The 19150-nt window shown below is 43.0% G+C and carries 17 protein-coding genes; all 17 read right to left on the reverse strand.

Going from position 1 to position 19150, the window contains the following annotated elements:
* Positions 1-2 precede the first annotated feature (2 nt).
* The 17 genes from PR800_RS12425 to mioC all read right to left on the reverse strand — a co-directional run bounded on the left by PR800_RS12425 (position 3) and on the right by mioC (position 19135).
* Positions 3-1670 (reverse strand): AAA family ATPase, encoded by a 1668-nt coding sequence (locus PR800_RS12425; protein WP_001276994.1) that lies wholly within the window; start codon positions 1668-1670, stop codon positions 3-5.
* Positions 1667-3775, reverse strand: a complete 2109-nt coding sequence (locus PR800_RS12430; RefSeq protein WP_000267723.1) for a DDE-type integrase/transposase/recombinase — start codon at positions 3773-3775, stop codon at positions 1667-1669. The genes PR800_RS12425 and PR800_RS12430 overlap by 4 nt, the downstream gene beginning before the upstream one ends.
* On the reverse strand, positions 3762-4583 hold the full coding sequence (locus PR800_RS12435) for a TnsA endonuclease N-terminal domain-containing protein (RefSeq protein WP_001029679.1): 822 nt from the start codon (positions 4581-4583) through the stop codon (positions 3762-3764). The genes PR800_RS12430 and PR800_RS12435 overlap by 14 nt, the downstream gene beginning before the upstream one ends.
* A gap of 159 nt (positions 4584-4742) precedes the next feature.
* Complete coding sequence (gene glmS, locus PR800_RS12440) at positions 4743-6575, reverse strand: glutamine--fructose-6-phosphate transaminase (isomerizing) (protein ID WP_181489996.1); 1833 nt, start codon at positions 6573-6575, stop codon at positions 4743-4745.
* A 206-nt stretch (positions 6576-6781) separates the two neighbouring features.
* Positions 6782-8152, reverse strand: a complete 1371-nt coding sequence (glmU, locus tag PR800_RS12445) for a bifunctional UDP-N-acetylglucosamine diphosphorylase/glucosamine-1-phosphate N-acetyltransferase GlmU (RefSeq protein ID WP_166268161.1) — start codon at positions 8150-8152, stop codon at positions 6782-6784.
* 126 nt (positions 8153-8278) lie between these two features.
* A complete protein-coding gene (locus tag PR800_RS12450) occupies positions 8279-8704 on the reverse strand; it encodes a F0F1 ATP synthase subunit epsilon (RefSeq protein WP_004906291.1) in 426 nt (141 codons plus the stop codon).
* A gap of 21 nt (positions 8705-8725) precedes the next feature.
* The gene (gene atpD, locus PR800_RS12455) at positions 8726-10108 is read right to left on the reverse strand and encodes a F0F1 ATP synthase subunit beta (protein WP_102140420.1); all 1383 of its coding nucleotides are present in this window, start codon (positions 10106-10108) and stop codon (positions 8726-8728) included.
* A gap of 34 nt (positions 10109-10142) precedes the next feature.
* Positions 10143-11006 carry a F0F1 ATP synthase subunit gamma gene (atpG, locus tag PR800_RS12460; RefSeq protein ID WP_102140421.1) on the reverse strand — a complete coding sequence of 288 codons (864 nt, stop codon included), beginning with the start codon at positions 11004-11006 and terminating at the stop codon, positions 10143-10145.
* A 52-nt stretch (positions 11007-11058) separates the two neighbouring features.
* Entirely contained in the window at positions 11059-12600 is a 1542-nt protein-coding gene (gene atpA, locus PR800_RS12465; RefSeq protein ID WP_102140422.1) for a F0F1 ATP synthase subunit alpha, read from the reverse strand.
* A 14-nt stretch (positions 12601-12614) separates the two neighbouring features.
* A complete protein-coding gene (gene atpH, locus PR800_RS12470; RefSeq protein ID WP_102140423.1) occupies positions 12615-13148 on the reverse strand; it encodes a F0F1 ATP synthase subunit delta in 534 nt (177 codons plus the stop codon).
* A 12-nt stretch (positions 13149-13160) separates the two neighbouring features.
* Complete coding sequence (gene atpF, locus PR800_RS12475; protein ID WP_004906301.1) at positions 13161-13631, reverse strand: F0F1 ATP synthase subunit B; 471 nt, start codon at positions 13629-13631, stop codon at positions 13161-13163.
* Positions 13632-13689: 58 nt separating this feature from the next.
* The gene (gene atpE / locus PR800_RS12480) at positions 13690-13929 is read right to left on the reverse strand and encodes a F0F1 ATP synthase subunit C (RefSeq protein ID WP_004093904.1); all 240 of its coding nucleotides are present in this window, start codon (positions 13927-13929) and stop codon (positions 13690-13692) included.
* A 48-nt stretch (positions 13930-13977) separates the two neighbouring features.
* On the reverse strand, positions 13978-14796 hold the full coding sequence (atpB, locus tag PR800_RS12485; protein WP_042846803.1) for a F0F1 ATP synthase subunit A: 819 nt from the start codon (positions 14794-14796) through the stop codon (positions 13978-13980).
* Positions 14797-14829: 33 nt separating this feature from the next.
* The gene (gene atpI / locus PR800_RS12490; RefSeq protein ID WP_102140424.1) at positions 14830-15207 is read right to left on the reverse strand and encodes a F0F1 ATP synthase subunit I; all 378 of its coding nucleotides are present in this window, start codon (positions 15205-15207) and stop codon (positions 14830-14832) included.
* Positions 15208-15805: 598 nt separating this feature from the next.
* Positions 15806-16426: a 16S rRNA (guanine(527)-N(7))-methyltransferase RsmG gene (rsmG, locus tag PR800_RS12495; RefSeq protein WP_102140425.1), complete on the reverse strand. Its 621-nt coding sequence runs from the start codon at positions 16424-16426 to the stop codon at positions 15806-15808.
* A 1-nt stretch (position 16427) separates the two neighbouring features.
* Positions 16428-18317: a tRNA uridine-5-carboxymethylaminomethyl(34) synthesis enzyme MnmG gene (gene mnmG, locus PR800_RS12500; RefSeq protein ID WP_102140426.1), complete on the reverse strand. Its 1890-nt coding sequence runs from the start codon at positions 18315-18317 to the stop codon at positions 16428-16430.
* 377 nt (positions 18318-18694) lie between these two features.
* Positions 18695-19135, reverse strand: coding sequence for an FMN-binding protein MioC (gene mioC, locus PR800_RS12505; RefSeq protein ID WP_102140427.1), 441 nt, complete (start codon positions 19133-19135; stop codon positions 18695-18697).
* Between the last annotated feature and the right edge of the window lie 15 nt (positions 19136-19150).

Here is a 19150-nt window from a genome sequence, read left to right on the forward strand (position 1 = left end):
GGCTAACCTGCTTGTTTAAATAAGCTCGCCATATCCACTATTACCCCTTTCCCTTTTAACCGTTCATGCATGGTTTTTTCAGGTTGGCGTTGTGAATAGATATAACGTAAATCCGTATCAGGCAAGCTATCCCAGTCGCTGGGCTTGACTACCTTTATAGCCGAAACCTTTTTACTCTTGGAGGGCTTTTCTAGTTCTGACACTACCGTTTCGCCTTCCATCAACCACTGCAAAACAAGAGGCAGTAACTTTTGTCTTGTCATCGTTGGATTCTGGCTAAACGCTTTTTTAATAGTGGGAATTAACAGGCTTGAATCGTAATCCTCTTTCAGCATCAGATATAAATGACGCTGATCTTCGGTATCTAACTCTTGAAGGGCTTTTTCTTCTGGTGTTTGTTCTTGTATCGCTGCGATATCTAGCTGAAGTTGGATTAACCGTTTATCAATCTCGGGAACGACTAGATCAGAATAACGAGCAATGCGTTCTGGGATACCCGAGCGTAATGCCTCTAGCATGGGGTGCACAGGCTTTAACTCATCTTGATACACTTGCCGCAATAAACCAGCGGTAATACGCTCATTGCCTAAAGCTAGCGCACGGAGCTGAGCGAGTACAAAAAGTTTTACTACAATGTCCATCACTCCTTGGCTTAGCTCATACCACACATCACGGACCTCATCCGATAACAGCGCATCTTTGCGTTGTAAAAGCTGTAATTGCCAAAGATTATCCGTAAAAGCGATCCACTCTTGATTGGGCTTTCCACGTTGCGTTTGTTGTATAGGATCCCAGAATATAGCTCCAAACCCTGCCCCTCTACGTGCAGACCGCAAATCAGCCTCAAAAATCTCTCGTGCTTTAGGGGTACCAATCAACATCACTGGTACGCCAATAATATTCACCATCGTCACAAAAAAGTTCAGCATCTCTTGAGATCCACCCGAACGAGAGCGGCTTAAATGCTGAATTTCATCAATAACCAACAACCCTAAAGCATGTGCATTGGCTATTTGCGACATCAAAGCCAACATGGTTTCTATACCATGACGTTTTAAGCCATAACGACGCTCATAGTTCGAGCCCAAGGCTCGATCCAACGCTCTGAAAAAATTCAAGCAGATTTCTTTTAGCGAACCATTATGCGAGCAGTCTATTTTCAAATACACCACCTGCTCTACATTGAGTTCACGATGGTAAATCACCTGAGGATACGTGGCTAGAATACGATGAAGAGAGGTCGTCTTCCCACTACCAGAACAACCAATTAACAATAAGCTTTGTGCCGTAGATCGTGCCTCCTCAAAGCGAAATGTCTCCAACTCTCCCGTTTGAACACGCTCATAACCATTTTGTAAATGCTTTTGTAAATCTCCTGTTTTAGGATTTCTGCCTACGTAGCCACCTCGAATCATGACCGAAATACGCTCACTTAGTAGCAAATGCGTACCTAATGGCTGAAAATAGTCATCTGGAATACGACAAATGGTATGAGCTCTGATAACACGGGACTTTTGCAAGTCAGAGGAAGTAAGCTGTAAAGAGGATTTCAGTGATGCAGCACTATTCACTGACTCTTGTAATGGTGGTAAGGCCTCGATAAAAGGATTATCACGATAAGCCTCTACCCCCGTATCACGATAAACTGCTTGAATCCGGGTAGCACTCATGACTCATCCTTTTCTGGTGGATCCTGAAATAATTCAGGCACGTATGTGGGTAGGCTGTAATCTTCTTGATCATCCGCTTCCACTGCGTTGAAAGGAATAACTTTAGCCTCATCACCTGAAGAGCTTGGCTTCAAATGCTCCGCACGTTTTTTACGCTCCGAGGTCACGGCTTCTTTTTTATTAGTTTTAATCTGCTTAATGCGTGTTGATTTGGGCTCAGTAGTACTGGGCGTTAACTTATTCGCTTTCTGAATGGTTTGCTGAATAAACGCCTCAAGCTCCCTGCGTTTAGTTAACTCATCCTGCTTCGCATTGGCTTTATTGTGTTTTTCTTGTGCTTGTATATCCCAAACCTCCCAAAATGAGAGACCTTTAAACTGCCGACTACGTTCCGTCAGATTACAGCGCCAAAATACACGGCTGCCAACTTGCGGAAACAAATAAATCGTATCAACCAGCACTGGGTCATAAGCCGCTTCTAAATGTTGAGGTCTAGCTATATCAGTGCTCCGCTGCAACCAACCCTCACGCAGAATCTCTGACCCCGAGTAATACAAACCCCACAAATTAACGCCAAATGAAGAAATAGAGACCTTTCGGCGAGGCAGTAACGCTACTCGCAACTGCTCTTGCTCCACAGCCCTTAAACTACCTGTACGATGCTGCATACCCCATTGCCATAGCTGGACAGGAATAGACGGTAAATCTGTAGGAAAATCAGCATCTCGATCGTATTTATCCATCACCAGATGGTTATTTCTGAATAAGATCGTACGCAAAATAATTTGTGTGAACTCAAATACCGACAGAGATGCATCTAACCTATAGTCTGTTTCACCATGGCTTTTGATCCGACTGCCCTCTACAATGCCAGGTGCAAAGGACTTAAACTCGGCTTGTAGTGTTCTAAAAGTGCTTTCCACTATGCCTTTAGCATCGCCACGTCTAGGTGGAGCACTTTCCACTCGCACATTAAAACTAGAAACTAAGGCTTCGACCTGATGACTCATTAATTCGCCACGGTCCGCTAGCAACACATCTGGCAAACCTACACACGGCCAGTCTGAGCTACTAATCTCAATATCATGCTGGGCACAAATGGCCGTTTTGTCAGAGCAAGCATTTACAAAAGCCTGCATCGCCACCACATAAGACGGATTTTCAAAGCCGATATAAAAGCCCGTGATCATCCGACTAAACACATCAATCACAATGTAAAGCGTTGGTCTTCCTATGATTTTTTGGCGATCATGATGATCCACTAAATAAATATCAGCAATCGTGGCATCAATCTCATAACGACTCCCAGGGCCTAACGCCTGAGAAGTGGCTGTACTACTTAAGGGTCGTACGTCTTTTTTATATACCCCTGCTTTAACTCTAGACTTTAAGCGCTGAGCTTTAGGGTATTCTCGATCATAAAAATAACGAAACTGACGTAGTGTTGGGTAATCCTCTTGGGGAATGCGAGGAAAATACTGAGCAAACAAGTCCACAAATCGTCTATAGGCAACGGTGGTCTTTGTACCTTTTTGATTTAACAGGTGCTTTTCTATGGTCAACCTAAAAAGGCGTTCAATCTCGGGCGTTACCTTGGTTCCTTCACCCTTACCATATTCTCTGGCTCGGCCAATCTTTGCTGTTCCTGTCGCTGAACGTCTTTCCCCTGGTGCACCGCTGTTTTTGTAGTCAGGAATTAATGCATTAGGCGTTTGACCACGCTGCCAGTAACGGCGTAACAACTTATAAACTGTAGCCTTAGTAACCTTATGTTCTTGGACCACATGCTCAACGAGTTCGCTTCTGACTTTAGGGTCGAAACGATCCTTACTATTAATAATAGGAAGAATTTTTCGATAATCCTCCTCGCGCTTCTGGAAGCTGACAGAATCTACAGACGGCTCTTCTAAATCAAGATGTACATAAGGGTCATCAGTTCTAACTAAGCGGCCTTCATCTAAATACTGCATTAGCAACAACTCAGCCCTAGCTTGTGGAACTCCTTTATCAGCGCTTATTTGCATCCAGACAACTTGGCCATCCTCTATAGCCAAAATGCGATACGGATCATTATCAAATAGCACAACCTCATTAATTTGCCACATAGCGCAACTCCTCCATATTCACTACTTGGCTAATACAGAGATCTGCACACTTATTTGCCCTGAAAGACTTATAAATATTGAACTTAATAAAACCATTTGCGGTTAAGGCTCGTATCTCACTCAATGTTTTGCCTAACTCCAAATCATAAGCAATATCAACCTGCTTACAGACATTGATAATGTTTTCATCTCCTTTTTCTTGCAGGATATGGGCCAATGGGGATAGTTGTGCTAAAAGCTCCGCAGAAACTTCTTCTGTTTTCACTGAATAAAGCCATTCAATATTTTCTTTTACTACGGGATTTATTTCTTTATCAGTAAAAATGAACCAAGGAATTTGCTTTTGCTGCCAATAGCGACGCTCTAGTTCTAGTTTTTCTAAGGTACGCTCGTCTTGTAAGGCTGCTGCAGGTTTGACTTGAATAGCAAACTGCTCAAAAGGACCATCTTTGCAGTCCACTAAAAAATCAGTAGACATAACCTGATCTACACCACGAATAACAGGATGCTTAATACCACTATCTATTGCAATCTGCCTGGTATCACTAGGTAATAAGGGGAACTGCTCGCGTATATCTAGCACGCTGCTCTCCCACTCAAGACTGAGAAAAACAGCAAGCTCTAAGTCAGATAGCAAATGATGGACTCGTCCCGTCTTATGAGAATAAATACGGTGGGAACGACCTGAAGAAGGAACTTCTTGTACTGTTAGCCATGGAATATAGTCTTTACCATGCCCTTGGCCACGCCCCTCTTTAATACGACGGGCAATTTGCACTTCAGAAAATGAAGAGTTTGCTTTAGCCATAACAAAAGTCCAGTATGCTTTTTCACAGCATAACTGGACTGATTTCAGTTTACAACTATTCTGTCTAGTTTAAGACTTTATTGTCATAGTTTAGATCTATTTTGTTCAGTTTAAGACTTTATTGTCCGCCCACATCATCAATATTAAATCAGTATGTCATTACTCAACTGTCACCGATTTCGCCAAGTTACGAGGCTGGTCAACGTCTGTGCCTTTAATCAATGCAACGTGATAAGACAACAATTGCAGTGGTACGGTATAGAAAATAGGCGCAATTAACTCTTCAACATGAGGCAACGAAACAATTTTCATGTTTTCACTCGCTTCAAAGCCTGCATCTTGGTCAGCAAATACATACAGCAAACCACCACGCGCACGGACTTCCTCAATGTTCGATTTGAGTTTTTCTAACAGTTCATTGTTAGGTGCAACGATGATAACAGGCATATCAGCATCAATTAGCGCTAATGGGCCGTGCTTTAACTCACCCGCGGCATACGCTTCTGCGTGAATGTAAGAAATCTCTTTTAATTTCAGAGCCCCTTCAACTGCAATAGGGAATTGATCACCACGACCTAAGAACAATGCGTGGTGTTTATCTGAGAAATCTTCTGCCAGTGCTTCGATGACTTTATCTTGCGATAACATGCTTTCAATACGAGCAGGAAGCGCATGTAATGCATGGGAAATGCTTTCTTCTAACTCAGGTTTTGCCCCCTTCAAACGACCCATATACGCAACTAGCATCAGTAAAACCGTTAACTGTGTGGTAAACGCTTTAGTCGATGCGACACCAATTTCTGCCCCTGCTTTGGTCATTAAAGCAAATTCAGATTCACGTACTAGAGAAGAGCCCGCCACGTTACACACTGCTAAAGAAGTCAGATAACCTAATTCTTTTGATAAACGCAGGGCTGCCAGTGTATCTGCGGTTTCACCTGATTGAGACAACGTAATCATCAGGCTGTTTTTACGGTGAGCAGGGTTGCGGTAGCGATACTCAGAAGCAATTTCCACATCACAAGGAATACCAGCCAAAGACTCAAACCAATAACGTGCAACCATTCCCGCATTGTAGGATGTCCCGCATGCGACGATTTGAATATGTTCAACTTGAGATAAAATTTCACTCGCACGAGGGCCTAACTCGCTTAAATCAATACCATTGTCTTTGTCAAAACGCCCTTCAAGGGTGTTTTTAATTGCCATTGGTTGTTCGTAAATTTCTTTTTGCATGTAATGGCGATAGACGCCTTTATCACCTGCATCATATTGAACGTTTGATTCAATTTGTTCGCGATCGACCGCTTCACCATTTTTATCAAAAATATGAACAGTACGACGAGTGACTTCGGCAACATCCCCTTCTTCGAGGTAAATAAAGCGACGAGTCACAGGCAACAATGCTAATTGGTCTGATGCTAAGAAATTTTCACCTACACCTAAACCAATAACCAACGGGCTACCAGAACGTGCAGCAACTAATAATTCAGGAATACGGCTATCCATGATCACGGTACCGTAAGCACCACGCAATTGTGGGATAACACGTTGAACCACTTCCACCAGCGTGCCACCTTTTTGTTGTTCATGGTGAACAAGGTGAGCAATCACTTCGGTATCAGTTTCTGAACTAAAGATATAACCGAGTTTTTTCAGCTCATCTTTGAGCTCTAAATAGTTTTCAATAATGCCGTTATGAACAACCGCAATGTAACCAGAAGTATGCGGATGAGCATTACGTTCACTTGGAATACCATGAGTTGCCCAACGGGTATGTGCAATCCCCGTTCCACCCGATACCGGGTTTTTCTCCGCTTCTTCAGCTAACATTTGCACTTTGCCGACTTCACGTAAGCGTTGCAAATGCCCTTCGTGATCAACAACTGCCATACCGGCAGAGTCATAACCACGATACTCAAGACGACGAAGACCTTCTAACAGAATTTCTGCGATATCACGTTGTGCAACAGCACCTACAATTCCACACATATTTTTTGGATCCCTAGACAAAAGGTTTCTTTCTTGAGAAACCTTCATTTGTCGCAACCTAATTGTTGTACAGTTTTCACTGTTCCCCAGCCTTGTAGAAAATGGGGATATTTTTATATTGCTACCTTAGGTAGCTATTTTATTATTTGCTATTAATTAGCTTTTTTATCATAGGAGAGATATCGCTATCTCTCCTCAAAATTTACTTATTTTTTCTTAACTGGACGCTGCCAGTTTTTAATATGCATTTGCTTTACACGGCTAACGACAAGTTCGTCTTCATTCACATCACGTGTTACCGTAGTGCCAGCCCCTATTGTTGCACCTTTGGCAACAGAAACTGGTGCAACTAACTGAGTATCTGACCCGACAAATACATCGTCGCCAATAATGGTTTTGTGTTTATTGGCACCATCATAATTACAGGTAATAGTACCTGCGCCAATATTCACGTTATCACCAATTTGAGCATCACCGAGGTAACTTAAATGACCTGCTTTAGAGCCTAAACCTAAAGAGGCATTTTTCATTTCTACAAAGTTACCTACGTGCGCTTTGGCCGCTAATTTAGCACCTGGACGTAAACGCGCAAAAGGGCCAACCGTACATTCGGCTGACAATTCAGAGTTTTCTATCACTGAATATGGGCTGATAACCGAGTTATCACCGATTACACAGTCTTTTAATATACAGCCAGATTGAATATGTACGTTATTCCCTAATGTGACATTACCTTCAATAATCACGTTAGTATCAATAATAATATCGCGCCCATGAGTCAGCGTTCCGCGCAAGTCAAAACGTGCAGGGTCAATTAACATCACACCAGCTAATAACAGTTTTTCCGCTTGTTCTTTCTGATAAACCCTTTCTAACGCAGCCAATTGTAGGCGGTTATTCACCCCTTCCATTTCACTTAAATGTTTAGGGTGAACAGTTGCAATTTTATTACCTTCTTTATGTGCCAATGCAATAATATCAGTAATATAATATTCGCCTTGCGCGTTATCGTTGTTCAGCTGTGCCAACCAACGTTTAAAATCTTTGCCACTGGCAACCATAATTCCTGTATTGATTTCTTGGATTTTGCGTTGCTCTTCACTGGCATCTTTTTGCTCAATAATACCTACAACTTCATTATTTTCACGAATGATACGGCCATACCCTGTTGGGTTATCTAAAATAACCGTCAGCAAGCCAATACCACCTTCTGGCTTCACTTCAATTAGGCGATCTAAGGTATCTTTCGCTATCAACGGTACATCGCCATATAACATGACAATATTTTCATCGTCTTGGAAGCTTGGCGCTGCTTGTTGCATCGCATGGCCAGTGCCGAGCTGCTCGGCCTGCAATACCCAGTTGAGGTTTTGCTCACCCAGTTTTTCTTTCAGTAAATCACCGCCATGTCCGTATACCAGATGAATATCTGATGCACCAATGGATTTTGCTGTATCTATAACATGCTGAACCATGGGTTTGCCTGCAAGTAAATGCAAAACTTTAGGTAGCTCTGAATACATCCGTGTGCCTTTACCGGCAGCTAAAATCACGACACTTTTTCTTTGCACAGTCATTTTTCCTGAAACTCCAACTTAGGGATGAAAGTAAACCTATTTCCTTTATAAATTACTACATATTTCGCTCAAATAAAAAAGCCAGTTAGACTTAACCAACTGGCTTTTTTTACTATACCGCTATCATTACATTAGCTTTTTAGTTAACTCGATGACTCGAAGTTTCGCTATTGCTTTTGCAAGTTCTGCTGATGCCTGAGCATAATCAACATCGCCGTGAGCTTTACGGACGTGTTCTTCCGCTTTGCGTTTAGATTCCACTGCACGAGCTTCGTCTAAATCTTTACCACGGATCGCTGTATCAGCGAGTACGATAACACCATTTGGTTGCACTTCTAAAATACCACCGGAGAGGTAAATTAGCTCTTCTTCACCAAACTGTTTGGTAATACGTACCATGCCCGGTTTTATGGCAGTCAGCAGCGGGGTATGCTGCGGGTAAATCCCCAGCTCACCTTCACTACCTGTCACCTGAATTTTCTGTACCATGCCTTCAAACATTTGTTTTTCAGCACTTACTACAGTCAGGTGGTATGTCATTGCAGCTACCATATCAACCTCCTGTCAGCTGGATTAAAGCTTTTTCGCTTTTTCCACAGCTTCTTCAATGGTACCAACCATATAGAACGCTTGTTCTGGCAGGTGGTCGTAATCACCGTTCAGGATCCCACTGAAGCCACGGATAGTGTCTTTCAGAGAAACGAACTTACCTGGTGAACCGGTAAATACTTCAGCAACGAAGAATGGTTGAGACAGGAAGCGCTGGATCTTACGAGCACGAGCAACAACCAGTTTGTCTTCTTCAGACAGTTCATCCATACCCAGGATTGCGATGATATCTTTCAGTTCTTGGTAACGTTGCAGAATAGACTGAACGCCACGAGCAACATCATAGTGCTCTTGACCAACAACCAGTGGGTCAAGCTGACGGCTAGTAGAATCCAGAGGGTCAACCGCAGGGTAAATACCCAGAGATGCGATTTGACGGCTCAGAACTACCGTTGCGTCTAAGTGAGCAAAGGTGGTTGCTGGTGATGGGTCAGTCAAGTCATCCGCTGGAACGTAAACCGCTTGAACGGAAGTGATAGAACCCGTTTGAGTTGAGGTAATACGTTCTTGCAGAACACCCATCTCTTCCGCCAGCGTTGGTTGATAACCTACCGCTGAAGGCATACGACCTAACAGTGCTGATACCTCAGTACCTGCCAGTGTGTAACGATAGATGTTGTCAACGAACAGCAGTACGTCACGACCTTCGTCACGGAATTTTTCAGCCATAGTCAGACCAGTCAACGCAACGCGTAGACGGTTTCCTGGTGGCTCATTCATCTGGCCATAAACCAGTGATACTTTATCCAGAACGTTTGAGTCAGTCATTTCATGATAGAAGTCGTTCCCTTCACGAGTACGCTCACCAACACCAGCGAATACTGAGTAACCTGAGTGCTCAATCGCGATGTTACGGATCAGTTCCATCATGTTTACTGTTTTACCAACACCCGCACCACCGAACAGACCGACTTTACCACCTTTCGCGAATGGACAGATTAAGTCCATTACTTTGATACCGGTTTCCAGCAGCTCTGTTGAGTTAGCTAACTCTTCGTAGCTAGGTGCAGCACGGTGAATTGACCAGCGCTCTTCTTCGCCGATATCACCTTTCATATCAATAGGCTGACCCAGAACGTTCATGATACGTCCTAAAGTTGCTTTACCTACTGGTACTTCAATTGGGTGCTCTAAGTTTACAACTTCTAAACCACGGCTCAGGCCATCTGATGTACCCATTGCGATACAACGGACAACACCACCGCCTAACTGTTGCTGAACTTCCAGCACCAGTGTTTCTTTACCGTTAACAACCTCAAGAGCGTCGTACACTTTTGGTACGTCATCTTGAGGGAACTCGACGTCCACAACGGCGCCGATTACCTGGATAATCTTTCCAGTAGCCATCTTGAATCCTCTACGTAATTCGTAAACCTAGCTGTTAAACCGCGGAAGCACCCGAAACGATTTCGGTAAGCTCCTGAGTAATGCTGGCCTGACGAGCTTTGTTGTAAACCAACTGCAACTCTTTGATCAGGTTTCCACCATTATCAGTAGCGGCTTTCATCGCTACCATTCGTGCGGCCTGCTCACTAGCCAGGTTTTCAACGACGCCCTGATAAACCTGCGACTCGATATAACGACGTAGCAGGGTATCCAGCAACGCCTTTGGATCGGGTTCGTAAATGTAATCCCAAGACTTCTTCTTCAGTGTTTCATCATTGCTTGCAGGCAATGGTAACAATTGAAGAATAGTTGGCTCCTGAGACATTGTATTGATGAACTTATTCGTCACCACATACAGTTTATCCAAACGCCCTTCATCATAGGCTTGTAGCATAGTGTTAACTGGACCAATCAAATCCGAAAGCGTTGGGTTATCCCCCATTCCGGTAACTTGTGTCACGACATTGCCGCCCACAGAACCGAAGAATGATACCGCTTTAGAACCGATTAAAGCCAAATCAACCTGAACGTTTTTCTCAGACCACGACTTCATCTCTGCTAACAGTTTTTTGAACAAGTTAATGTTCAAGCCACCACACAGACCACGGTCTGTTGAAACAACCAGATACCCGACACGCTTAACTTCACGCTCTTCGAGATATGGATGTTTATATTCCAGATTACCTAATGCTAAGTGACCAATTACACTGCGCATGGTCTCTGCATAAGGACGGCTGGCCGCCATGCGTTCCTGCGTTTTACGCATTTTGGACGCAGCGACCATTTCCATCGCTTTAGTGATCTTCTGCGTGTTTTGCACGCTGGCGATCTTGGAACGTATCTCTTTTGCGCCGGCCATTTCTGCTTCTCCTTATTAACCAGACGGCCCTAGAAACTCGGGCCGAATAGTATTACCAGGACTGGGTTGCTTTAAATGATTCGAGCAGTTTTTTCAACTTGCCTTCGATATCATCGTTATAGCTACCAGCCGGGCCAATTTCGTTCATAAGGTCAGCATGCTCGCGCAATGCATAAGAAACTAAAGCAGCTTCAAACGCACCAATTTTAGCTAACTCAACATCATCCAAGAATCCACGTTCTGCCGCAAACAGAGACAGTGACTGCTCTGCTACTGACATAGGTGCATACTGTTTCTGTTTCAGCAACTCAGTTACTTTCTGACCGTGGCTCAGCTGCTTACGCGTTGCATCATCAAGGTCTGAAGCAAACTGAGCAAACGCTGCCAGTTCACGATATTGAGCAAGTGCTGTACGGATACCACCAGACAATTTCTTGATAATTTTAGTCTGAGCAGCACCACCAACACGAGATACTGAAATACCTGGGTTAACCGCTGGACGAATACCAGAGTTAAACAGGTTAGATTCCAGGAAGATCTGACCATCTGTAATCGAAATTACGTTAGTCGGAACGAATGCAGAAACGTCACCGCCTTGAGTTTCAATGATTGGCAATGCAGTCAATGAACCCGTTTTTCCTTTAACTTCACCTTTAGTGAATGCTTCAACGTACTCAGCGTTAACACGAGCAGCACGCTCAAGCAAACGTGAGTGCAGATAGAAAACATCACCTGGGTATGCTTCACGTCCTGGTGGACGACGCAGTAACAGTGAAATTTGACGGTACGCAACAGCCTGTTTAGACAGGTCATCATAAACAATCAGAGCATCTTCACCGCGGTCACGGAAATATTCGCCCATTGCACAGCCAGCGTAGGCTGACAGATATTGCAGTGCAGCTGACTCAGATGCAGTTGCAACAACAACAATGGTGTTTTCCAGAGCGCCATGTTCTTCAAGTTTACGAACAACGTTAGCAACAGTTGATGCTTTTTGACCGATAGCGACGTAAACACATTTGATGCCAGAGTCGCGTTGGTTGATGATTGCATCGATTGCCAAAGCAGTTTTACCTGTTTGACGGTCACCGATAACAAGCTCACGCTGACCACGACCGATTGGGATCATGGCATCGACTGATTTATAACCAGTTTGAACAGGTTGATCAACGGATTGACGGTCGATAACACCTGGAGCAATAACTTCTACAGGAGAGAAGCCATCGTTATCAACAGGACCTTTACCATCAATTGGTTGACCCAGTGTATTCACAACACGTCCTAGCAGGCCACGGCCTACTGGAACTTCAAGAATACGACCAGTACATTTAACTTTCATGCCTTCTGCCAAGTCGGCATAAGGACCCATAACGACCGCACCAACAGAGTCACGCTCTAAGTTCAGTGCGATAGCGTAACGGTTGCCAGGCAGCGCGATCATTTCACCCTGCATGACTTCGGCTAAACCGTGAATACGAATAATACCGTCATTAACGGATACAATCGTACCTTCATTGTGAGCTTCACTCACAACATCGAACTGAGCAATACGCTGTTTGATCAGTTCGCTGATTTCGGTGGAATTCAGTTGCATATGCTCCAGTCCCCTTAAGACTGCAAGACGTCAGTTAAACGCTCTAAGCGACCGCGGATACTCCCGTCGATGACGAGGTCTCCAGCACGAATGATCACTCCAGCAATAACAGACTTATCAATTTTGCAATTCAGCTTAACTTTGCGTGACAGACGTTTTTCCATCGCTGCAGAAATTTTAGCTGACTGCTGTTCACTCAATTCGTTAGCGGATAAAACATCAACTTCAATGGTTGATTCCAGAGAATCGCGCAATTGGATAAACTGCGTTAAAACTTCTGGTAGCGTCGTTAAACGCCCGTTATCTGCCATAACACGAATCAGATTCTGAACATGCTCGTCAATTTCATCTCCACAAACAGAGATAAACGTTTTAGCTAATGTTTCTGGTGCAATAGAACCAGAAAGCAGCTCACCAACCTGCTCATTGCGCGTCACCTCAGAGGTGAAGGCCAGCATTTCCTGCCATTTAGCAACAGCTTGGTTTTCCACAGCAAAGTCAAAAGCTGCTTTGGCGTAGGGGCGAGCTACAGTAGCAATTTCAGACATGCCCCTCCCTCCTTACAGTTCAGCGACTAGTTTATCAACGATGTCGCTGTTAGCAGCTTCATCCACGGAACGTTCGATGATCTTCTCGGCACCTGCGATAGCAAGCATCGCAACCTGTTTACGTAACTCTTCACGTGCACGTTTACGCTCAGCATCAATTTCAGCTTGCGCTTGTGCGACGATTTTTGCACGTTCTGCTTCTGCTTCTGCTTTTGCTTCATCAATCATTTGAACGCGTTGTTTATTCGCTTGTTCAATGATGACTTGAGCTTCAGCTTTCGCTTTTTTCAGTCGGTCGGTTGCGTCGGTTTGCGCCAGTTCCAGGTTCTTTTTAGCACGTTCTGCGGAAGATAAACCGTCAGCAATTTCTTTTTGACGTTTTTCAATGGCCGCCATAATCGGTGGCCATACATACTTCATACAGAACCAAACAAACAGGACAAACGCGATAGCCTGGCCGAGGATTGTTGCATTTAGATTCACAGACAATACCTCATATTCATTAGTGAATTAATGTTCTTACAGTGTTCCGTAACGTTAATTAGGCAACAGCGAACATTACATACAAGCCCAGACCAACAGCAATCATCGGAATAGCATCGACCAGACCCATTACGATAAAGAACTGTGTACGCAGCAGAGGAATTAAATCTGGCTGACGAGCAGCACCTTCTAAAAATTTACCACCTAGGATGCCGATACCGATCGCAGCACCGATCGCCGCTAAGCCCATCATCACAGCGGCAGCCATGTACAGCAGATCCATACTCAGGTTTTCCATGACAGTCTCCAGTTTGTTTCAGTTAATACAATTATTGATAAAATTAAATTAGTGTTCTTCAGATGCCATCGACAGATAAACAACTGTTAGAACCATAAAAATAAAGGCTTGTAGCGTAATAATCAGTATGTGGAAGATAGCCCAAGGTAGGCTTAACAACCACTGTGACCACCACGGAAGCAGAGCCGCGATAAGAATAAAGATCAATTCACCTGCATACATGTTACCAAACAGTCGCAGACCGAGTGATACAGGTTTTGACAGCAGGCTTACCCCTTCAAGAATCAAGTTTACTGGAATGAAGACAGGATGGTTAAAAGGCTGCATTGTGAGCTCTTTTGTAAATCCGCCAATTCCTTTCATTTTGATGCTGTAGAAGAGGATTAGGATAAACACACCAATAGCCATCGATAATGTGACACTAACATCTGCGGTTGGTACTGCACGTAATGCAGGTAACCCGAGATAATGTTCAGCAATATACGGAAGGAAATCAATTGGTAGTAAATCCATCAGGTTCATTAAGAATACCCAGACGAACACTGTTAATGCTAAAGGAGCAATAACTTTGCTCTTACCGTGATACATATCACGGACTGAGTTATCAACGAAACCAATGATCAGTTCTATTGCAGTCTGTAACTTACCGGGTACGCCACTAGTCGCATTGGCTGCAACTCTTCTAAATAGCCACAGGAACAGAGCCCCGAGAACTACTGAGAAAAAAAGCGAGTCAATGTTCAACGTCCAAAATGTTGGACTAGCGTGGGGATCGACCAACTTAAAGGTACTCAGGTCCAACTGAAGGTTTCTCAGATGGTGGCCTATGTAATCCTCTGTAGTCATCACTTCTCCTGATGCAGACATGATGCCTCTTACCCTTTTGTAGTTTAAAAATACTTACCGTTTAAAAACGGCTGGTGCAACAATCTGAACAATTAGCACCGCTAAATAGGTCAAACCCAGTGGTGTTAATGACGCTTTGAACACACCGAAAGCAACAACTAAGACAGTGATAGTTGTAACAACCTTTAGCCCTGCTCCTAATGCTAAGAACCAGGCAATGCGGACAGGTTCATCCTCTCCTTTTGCTTTCTGAAATTGTGATAGCAGCATAAATACGATATTTGGTAACCAGCATGCTAACCCACCAGCAAGAGCAGAGGCCCCCCATTCTATACTATTTGCACAGAAAGCCCCACTGAGGATCACAAAAGTTATCAACTGAACAGACAACTGCTTTACAGCATGCTTGTTGTCATAAAGGGATACAGACATAACTTTTGTTTACTCCCAGCTCTTCTCAGCCTCAGAAACGCTAAGTGTTGTATAAAACTGCCTTTGCGTAAATGTGTCAAGAGACAAAAACGTGCAAATTATACGGGCAGGCGAAATGAATTCAATCAGTAAGTAGCGAAAAGGTGAATAAATATTTAATTTTTTCGAGTTAGCGCAGAATTGTCGCTGTAATATTTAATAAATAGTTAATGAATTGCTGCATATATTCATATAAATGTGACATATATCACATTTAACTTTATTCACTTTATTTATTACTTCAATTTTATTCATAACAAAAAATAGATTTAACCAGTAAATCAAATAATTAAAGAAATTAATTCCTAAGCTAAATTTTGAAAGAGTAAATCCAATATTTTTCGATTCACTATTTTTTTGCTAAATCGATTAAGTAAAAATCATCAATTAGCCAGTATTTTTCTTTCAATGCCTTATTTTTGCAACTTATTCGTTATTGCCGTGTAAATACCACGTAAAATATATATTTTTATTATTTGATGGCGAATAAAAATAGCTGGCCGTTTGTAAACGTCCAGCTATCGCTCTAAATGATAAAATTATTTGATAGAAAGCAACTTTATTTCATCGAAATTTTAACTAAATGACGTTGCTCATCAAGTTCGGGCACTTCAAGTTCCGTGATCGATTCAATCATAAACTCGTCTGGTAGCGCCATTTCATCATCACGAATGACACCTTTGAGTGCATAAAAACGCCCTTCTGCTGAAGGTAAATGATGGCACCAACTCAACATGTCATTCAACGAAGCAAATGCGCGGCTAATCACACCATCAAAGCTTTTTTCCACTGGAAACTCTTCAACGCGTGATTGAACAGGCTCAATATTAGTCAGCCCTAACTCATGTTGAACCTGTTTTAAAAAGCGTACACGCTTTCCTAAGCTGTCCAATAGAACAAAATGGGAATCAGGTCGAACAATCGCTAAAGGCACGCCGGGTAAACCAGGGCCCGTTCCAACATCAATAAAACGTTGCCCGATGAGTTGACCGTTCACCACTATGCTATCCATGATATGGCGGATTAACATCTGTTGTGGGTCACGTACCGATGTCAGGTTATAGGCTTTGTTCCATTTCGCTAATAACCCAACATAGTCAATGAGTTGCTGTTTTTGCTTTTCCGTCAAGTTGATATCGGTTTTTACTAGCAATTGATTCAGTTTTGATAATAAATCCATGTTAAGCGCTCCGGCGTAGCATGCCTTGCTTTTTCAACCAAACAAGTAAAATAGAGATTGCAGCAGGCGTGATCCCTGAAATTCGTGATGCTTGACCAATAGATGTCGGTTTATGGTCGTTCAGTTTCGCCATTACCTCGTTAGACAACCCTTTAACTTGTTTGTAATCGAGGTCAACAGGCAACAACGTATTTTCATTACGCAGTTGTCTTTCGATTTCTTCTTTTTGGCGGGCAATATAACCTTCGTATTTAACTTGAATTTCCACTTGATCCGCGGCTTGAGGATCATCAATAGCTGGAGCAAAAAGGTTGAGTGAGGTTAACATTTTATACGTCATTTCCGGGCGACGTAGTAAATCTTCCCCATTGGCTTCTTTCGATAATGGAACGGTTAAAATTCCATCTATTTCTGTATGGTTATCTGATTTTGGATGAACCCAGATATCTTTTAAGCGTTGGCGCTCTTTTTCAATCAATTCGACTTTGTTATTAAAATGAGCCCAGCGAACGTCATCAACTAAACCTAACTCTCGGCCTTTTTCTGTTAGACGTAAATCCGCATTGTCTTCACGAAGCATCAAACGGTATTCTGCACGTGAGGTAAACATACGGTAAGGTTCTTTTGTCCCTAAAGTACAAAGATCGTCAACGAGAACACCGATATAAGCTTGGTCACGACGAGGGAACCAACCTTCTAAACCAAAGGCATGTTGTGCCGCATTAAGGCCTGCTAATAGGCCTTGAGCTCCAGCTTCTTCATAACCTGTAGTGCCGTTAATTTGGCCAGCAAAGAATAATCCATCAATAAATTTACTTTCAAGCGTCTGTTTTAGATCTCTAGGGTCAAAGAAATCATATTCAATGGCATAGCCAGGACGAATGATCCTCGCATTTTCCATTCCTTTCATGGAATGAACAATTTGCATTTGGACATCAAATGGCAAGCTGGTGGATATCCCGTTAGGGTAAATTTCATTGCTGGTTAGGCCTTCAGGTTCTAGGAAGATCTGATGTGAGTCTTTATCAGCAAAACGCATGACTTTATCTTCGATCGAAGGGCAGTAACGTGGGCCGATCCCTTCAATCACGCCTGCGTACATAGGGCTGCGATCCAGATTATTTCTGATCACTTCATGCGTTTTTTCATTGGTATAGGTGATATGACAAGGCATCTGTTGTGGATGTTGATCTTGTGAACCTAAAAATGAAAATACGGGCATTGGGTCGTCACCTAGCTGTTGAGCTAACTGACTGAAATCAATGGTTCTTGCATCAATACGTGGTGGCGTTCCTGTTTTTAAACGATTAACACGTAAAGGTAATTCTCTCAAACGTTGAGAAAGTGAAATTGAAGGAGGATCTCCTGCACGACCACCACTGTAATTTTCTAAACCAATGTGAATTTTGCCATCAAGGAAAGTACCAACGGTTAATACCACCGCTTTGGCTTTAAATTTTAAGCCCATGCGGGTAATAGCCCCTGTGACCCTATTGTTTTCAACAATTAAGTCTTCTACAGGTTGTTGGAAAATCATTAAGTTAGGCTGGTTTTCTAAAGCCATTCTGACAGCTTGGCGATAAAGAACACGGTCAGCTTGTGCTCGAGTCGCACGAACTGCAGGCCCTTTGCTGGCATTTAATGTTCTAAATTGAATACCTGCTTTGTCTGTTGCTGTGGCCATCAAGCCACCTAGCGCATCAATTTCTCTAACCAGATGTCCCTTACCGATCCCACCGATGGCTGGGTTGCAAGACATCTGGCCCAATGTATCAATATTGTGAGTCAGTAATAGGGTTTGACGCCCCATACGTGCAGCTGCCATTGCTGCTTCAGTACCGGCATGACCACCACCAATTACGATGACGTCAAATTGCTCTGGATAAAACATGTGTGAACCTTAAACGTTAGAAAATGCGGATTGTGCATTTGAGGAGAGAATTCTACTCAAGTTTGAGGAAGAGACCAAGCTTTAGGTTTCTCCCTTATATAATATTAAGATCTTTTTATTTAAAGATCTCTTTATTAGATCTTTTATTAGGATCACGGGTTTCTGTGGATAAGTGGATTTTCACTTTAAAGATCATAAAAGTGTAAAGGATCATATACTGTGAATGATCCGTGATCCGTTTGCGTATAAGCTGGGATCAAAAAGGGTACTTATACACAGGCATTGTCAGCCTTAAAACTTATACTCTGGATAACTACGGGTTAATACCGGGATCTTCCCTGAGTTATCCACAGTTGATTGCTGTTATTTTAATCAAACTAGAGTTCGTTTGCCCAAATTTTAACCCATTCACCTGCGGGATCTTCCGGTATTTCGTGTTGTTGGACATCAATTTCCAAACATTCACCGATCCTTTTAGCCCCTTGCTTGATTAATAAAGCATCTATTTTGTGGATCGCTCCACAGAAAGTGTCATATTCAGAGCTGCCGATCCCTACAGAACCAAATTGAACTTGGCTTAGATCAGGAGCGCTTTCTTCTATTGAATCAAAAAGAGGTTGAATATTTTCAGGGAGATCACCTGCTCCATGTGTTGAGCTCACCACCAGCCATATGCCTTCAAGTGTTAAGTCATCAAGCTTTGGGCCATGTTGAATTTCAGTTTCATGACCGAGTTCTTCTAAAATCTCTGCCATGTGCTCGGCAACATACTCCGCACTGCCCATTGTACTGCCACTTATTAAGGTTACTTTTGTCATGGTGATTCTCTTTCA

Source organism: Providencia sp. PROV205, from assembly GCF_028479505.1.
In the GTDB taxonomy this organism is placed as follows: domain Bacteria; phylum Pseudomonadota; class Gammaproteobacteria; order Enterobacterales; family Enterobacteriaceae; genus Providencia; species Providencia huaxiensis.

What these genes read in the sequence shown, in the direction of transcription:
- PR800_RS12425 (WP_001276994.1), bottom strand. Translation starts at nt 1,670, where the DNA reads ATGAGTGCTACCCGGATTCAAGCAGTTTATCGTGATACGGGGGTAGAG.
- PR800_RS12430 (WP_000267723.1), bottom strand. Translation starts at nt 3,775, where the DNA reads ATGTGGCAAATTAATGAGGTTGTGCTATTTGATAATGATCCGTATCGC.
- PR800_RS12435 (WP_001029679.1), bottom strand. Translation starts at nt 4,583, where the DNA reads ATGGCTAAAGCAAACTCTTCATTTTCTGAAGTGCAAATTGCCCGTCGT.
- glmS (WP_181489996.1), bottom strand. Translation starts at nt 6,575, where the DNA reads ATGTGTGGAATTGTAGGTGCTGTTGCACAACGTGATATCGCAGAAATT.
- glmU (WP_166268161.1), bottom strand. Translation starts at nt 8,152, where the DNA reads ATGACTGTGCAAAGAAAAAGTGTCGTGATTTTAGCTGCCGGTAAAGGC.
- PR800_RS12450 (WP_004906291.1), bottom strand. Translation starts at nt 8,704, where the DNA reads ATGGTAGCTGCAATGACATACCACCTGACTGTAGTAAGTGCTGAAAAA.
- atpD (WP_102140420.1), bottom strand. Translation starts at nt 10,108, where the DNA reads ATGGCTACTGGAAAGATTATCCAGGTAATCGGCGCCGTTGTGGACGTC.
- atpG (WP_102140421.1), bottom strand. Translation starts at nt 11,006, where the DNA reads ATGGCCGGCGCAAAAGAGATACGTTCCAAGATCGCCAGCGTGCAAAAC.
- atpA (WP_102140422.1), bottom strand. Translation starts at nt 12,600, where the DNA reads ATGCAACTGAATTCCACCGAAATCAGCGAACTGATCAAACAGCGTATT.
- atpH (WP_102140423.1), bottom strand. Translation starts at nt 13,148, where the DNA reads ATGTCTGAAATTGCTACTGTAGCTCGCCCCTACGCCAAAGCAGCTTTT.
- atpE (WP_004093904.1), bottom strand. Translation starts at nt 13,929, where the DNA reads ATGGAAAACCTGAGTATGGATCTGCTGTACATGGCTGCCGCTGTGATG.
- atpB (WP_042846803.1), bottom strand. Translation starts at nt 14,796, where the DNA reads ATGTCTGCATCAGGAGAAGTGATGACTACAGAGGATTACATAGGCCAC.
- atpI (WP_102140424.1), bottom strand. Translation starts at nt 15,207, where the DNA reads ATGTCTGTATCCCTTTATGACAACAAGCATGCTGTAAAGCAGTTGTCT.
- rsmG (WP_102140425.1), bottom strand. Translation starts at nt 16,426, where the DNA reads ATGGATTTATTATCAAAACTGAATCAATTGCTAGTAAAAACCGATATC.
- mnmG (WP_102140426.1), bottom strand. Translation starts at nt 18,317, where the DNA reads ATGTTTTATCCAGAGCAATTTGACGTCATCGTAATTGGTGGTGGTCAT.
- mioC (WP_102140427.1), bottom strand. Translation starts at nt 19,135, where the DNA reads ATGACAAAAGTAACCTTAATAAGTGGCAGTACAATGGGCAGTGCGGAG.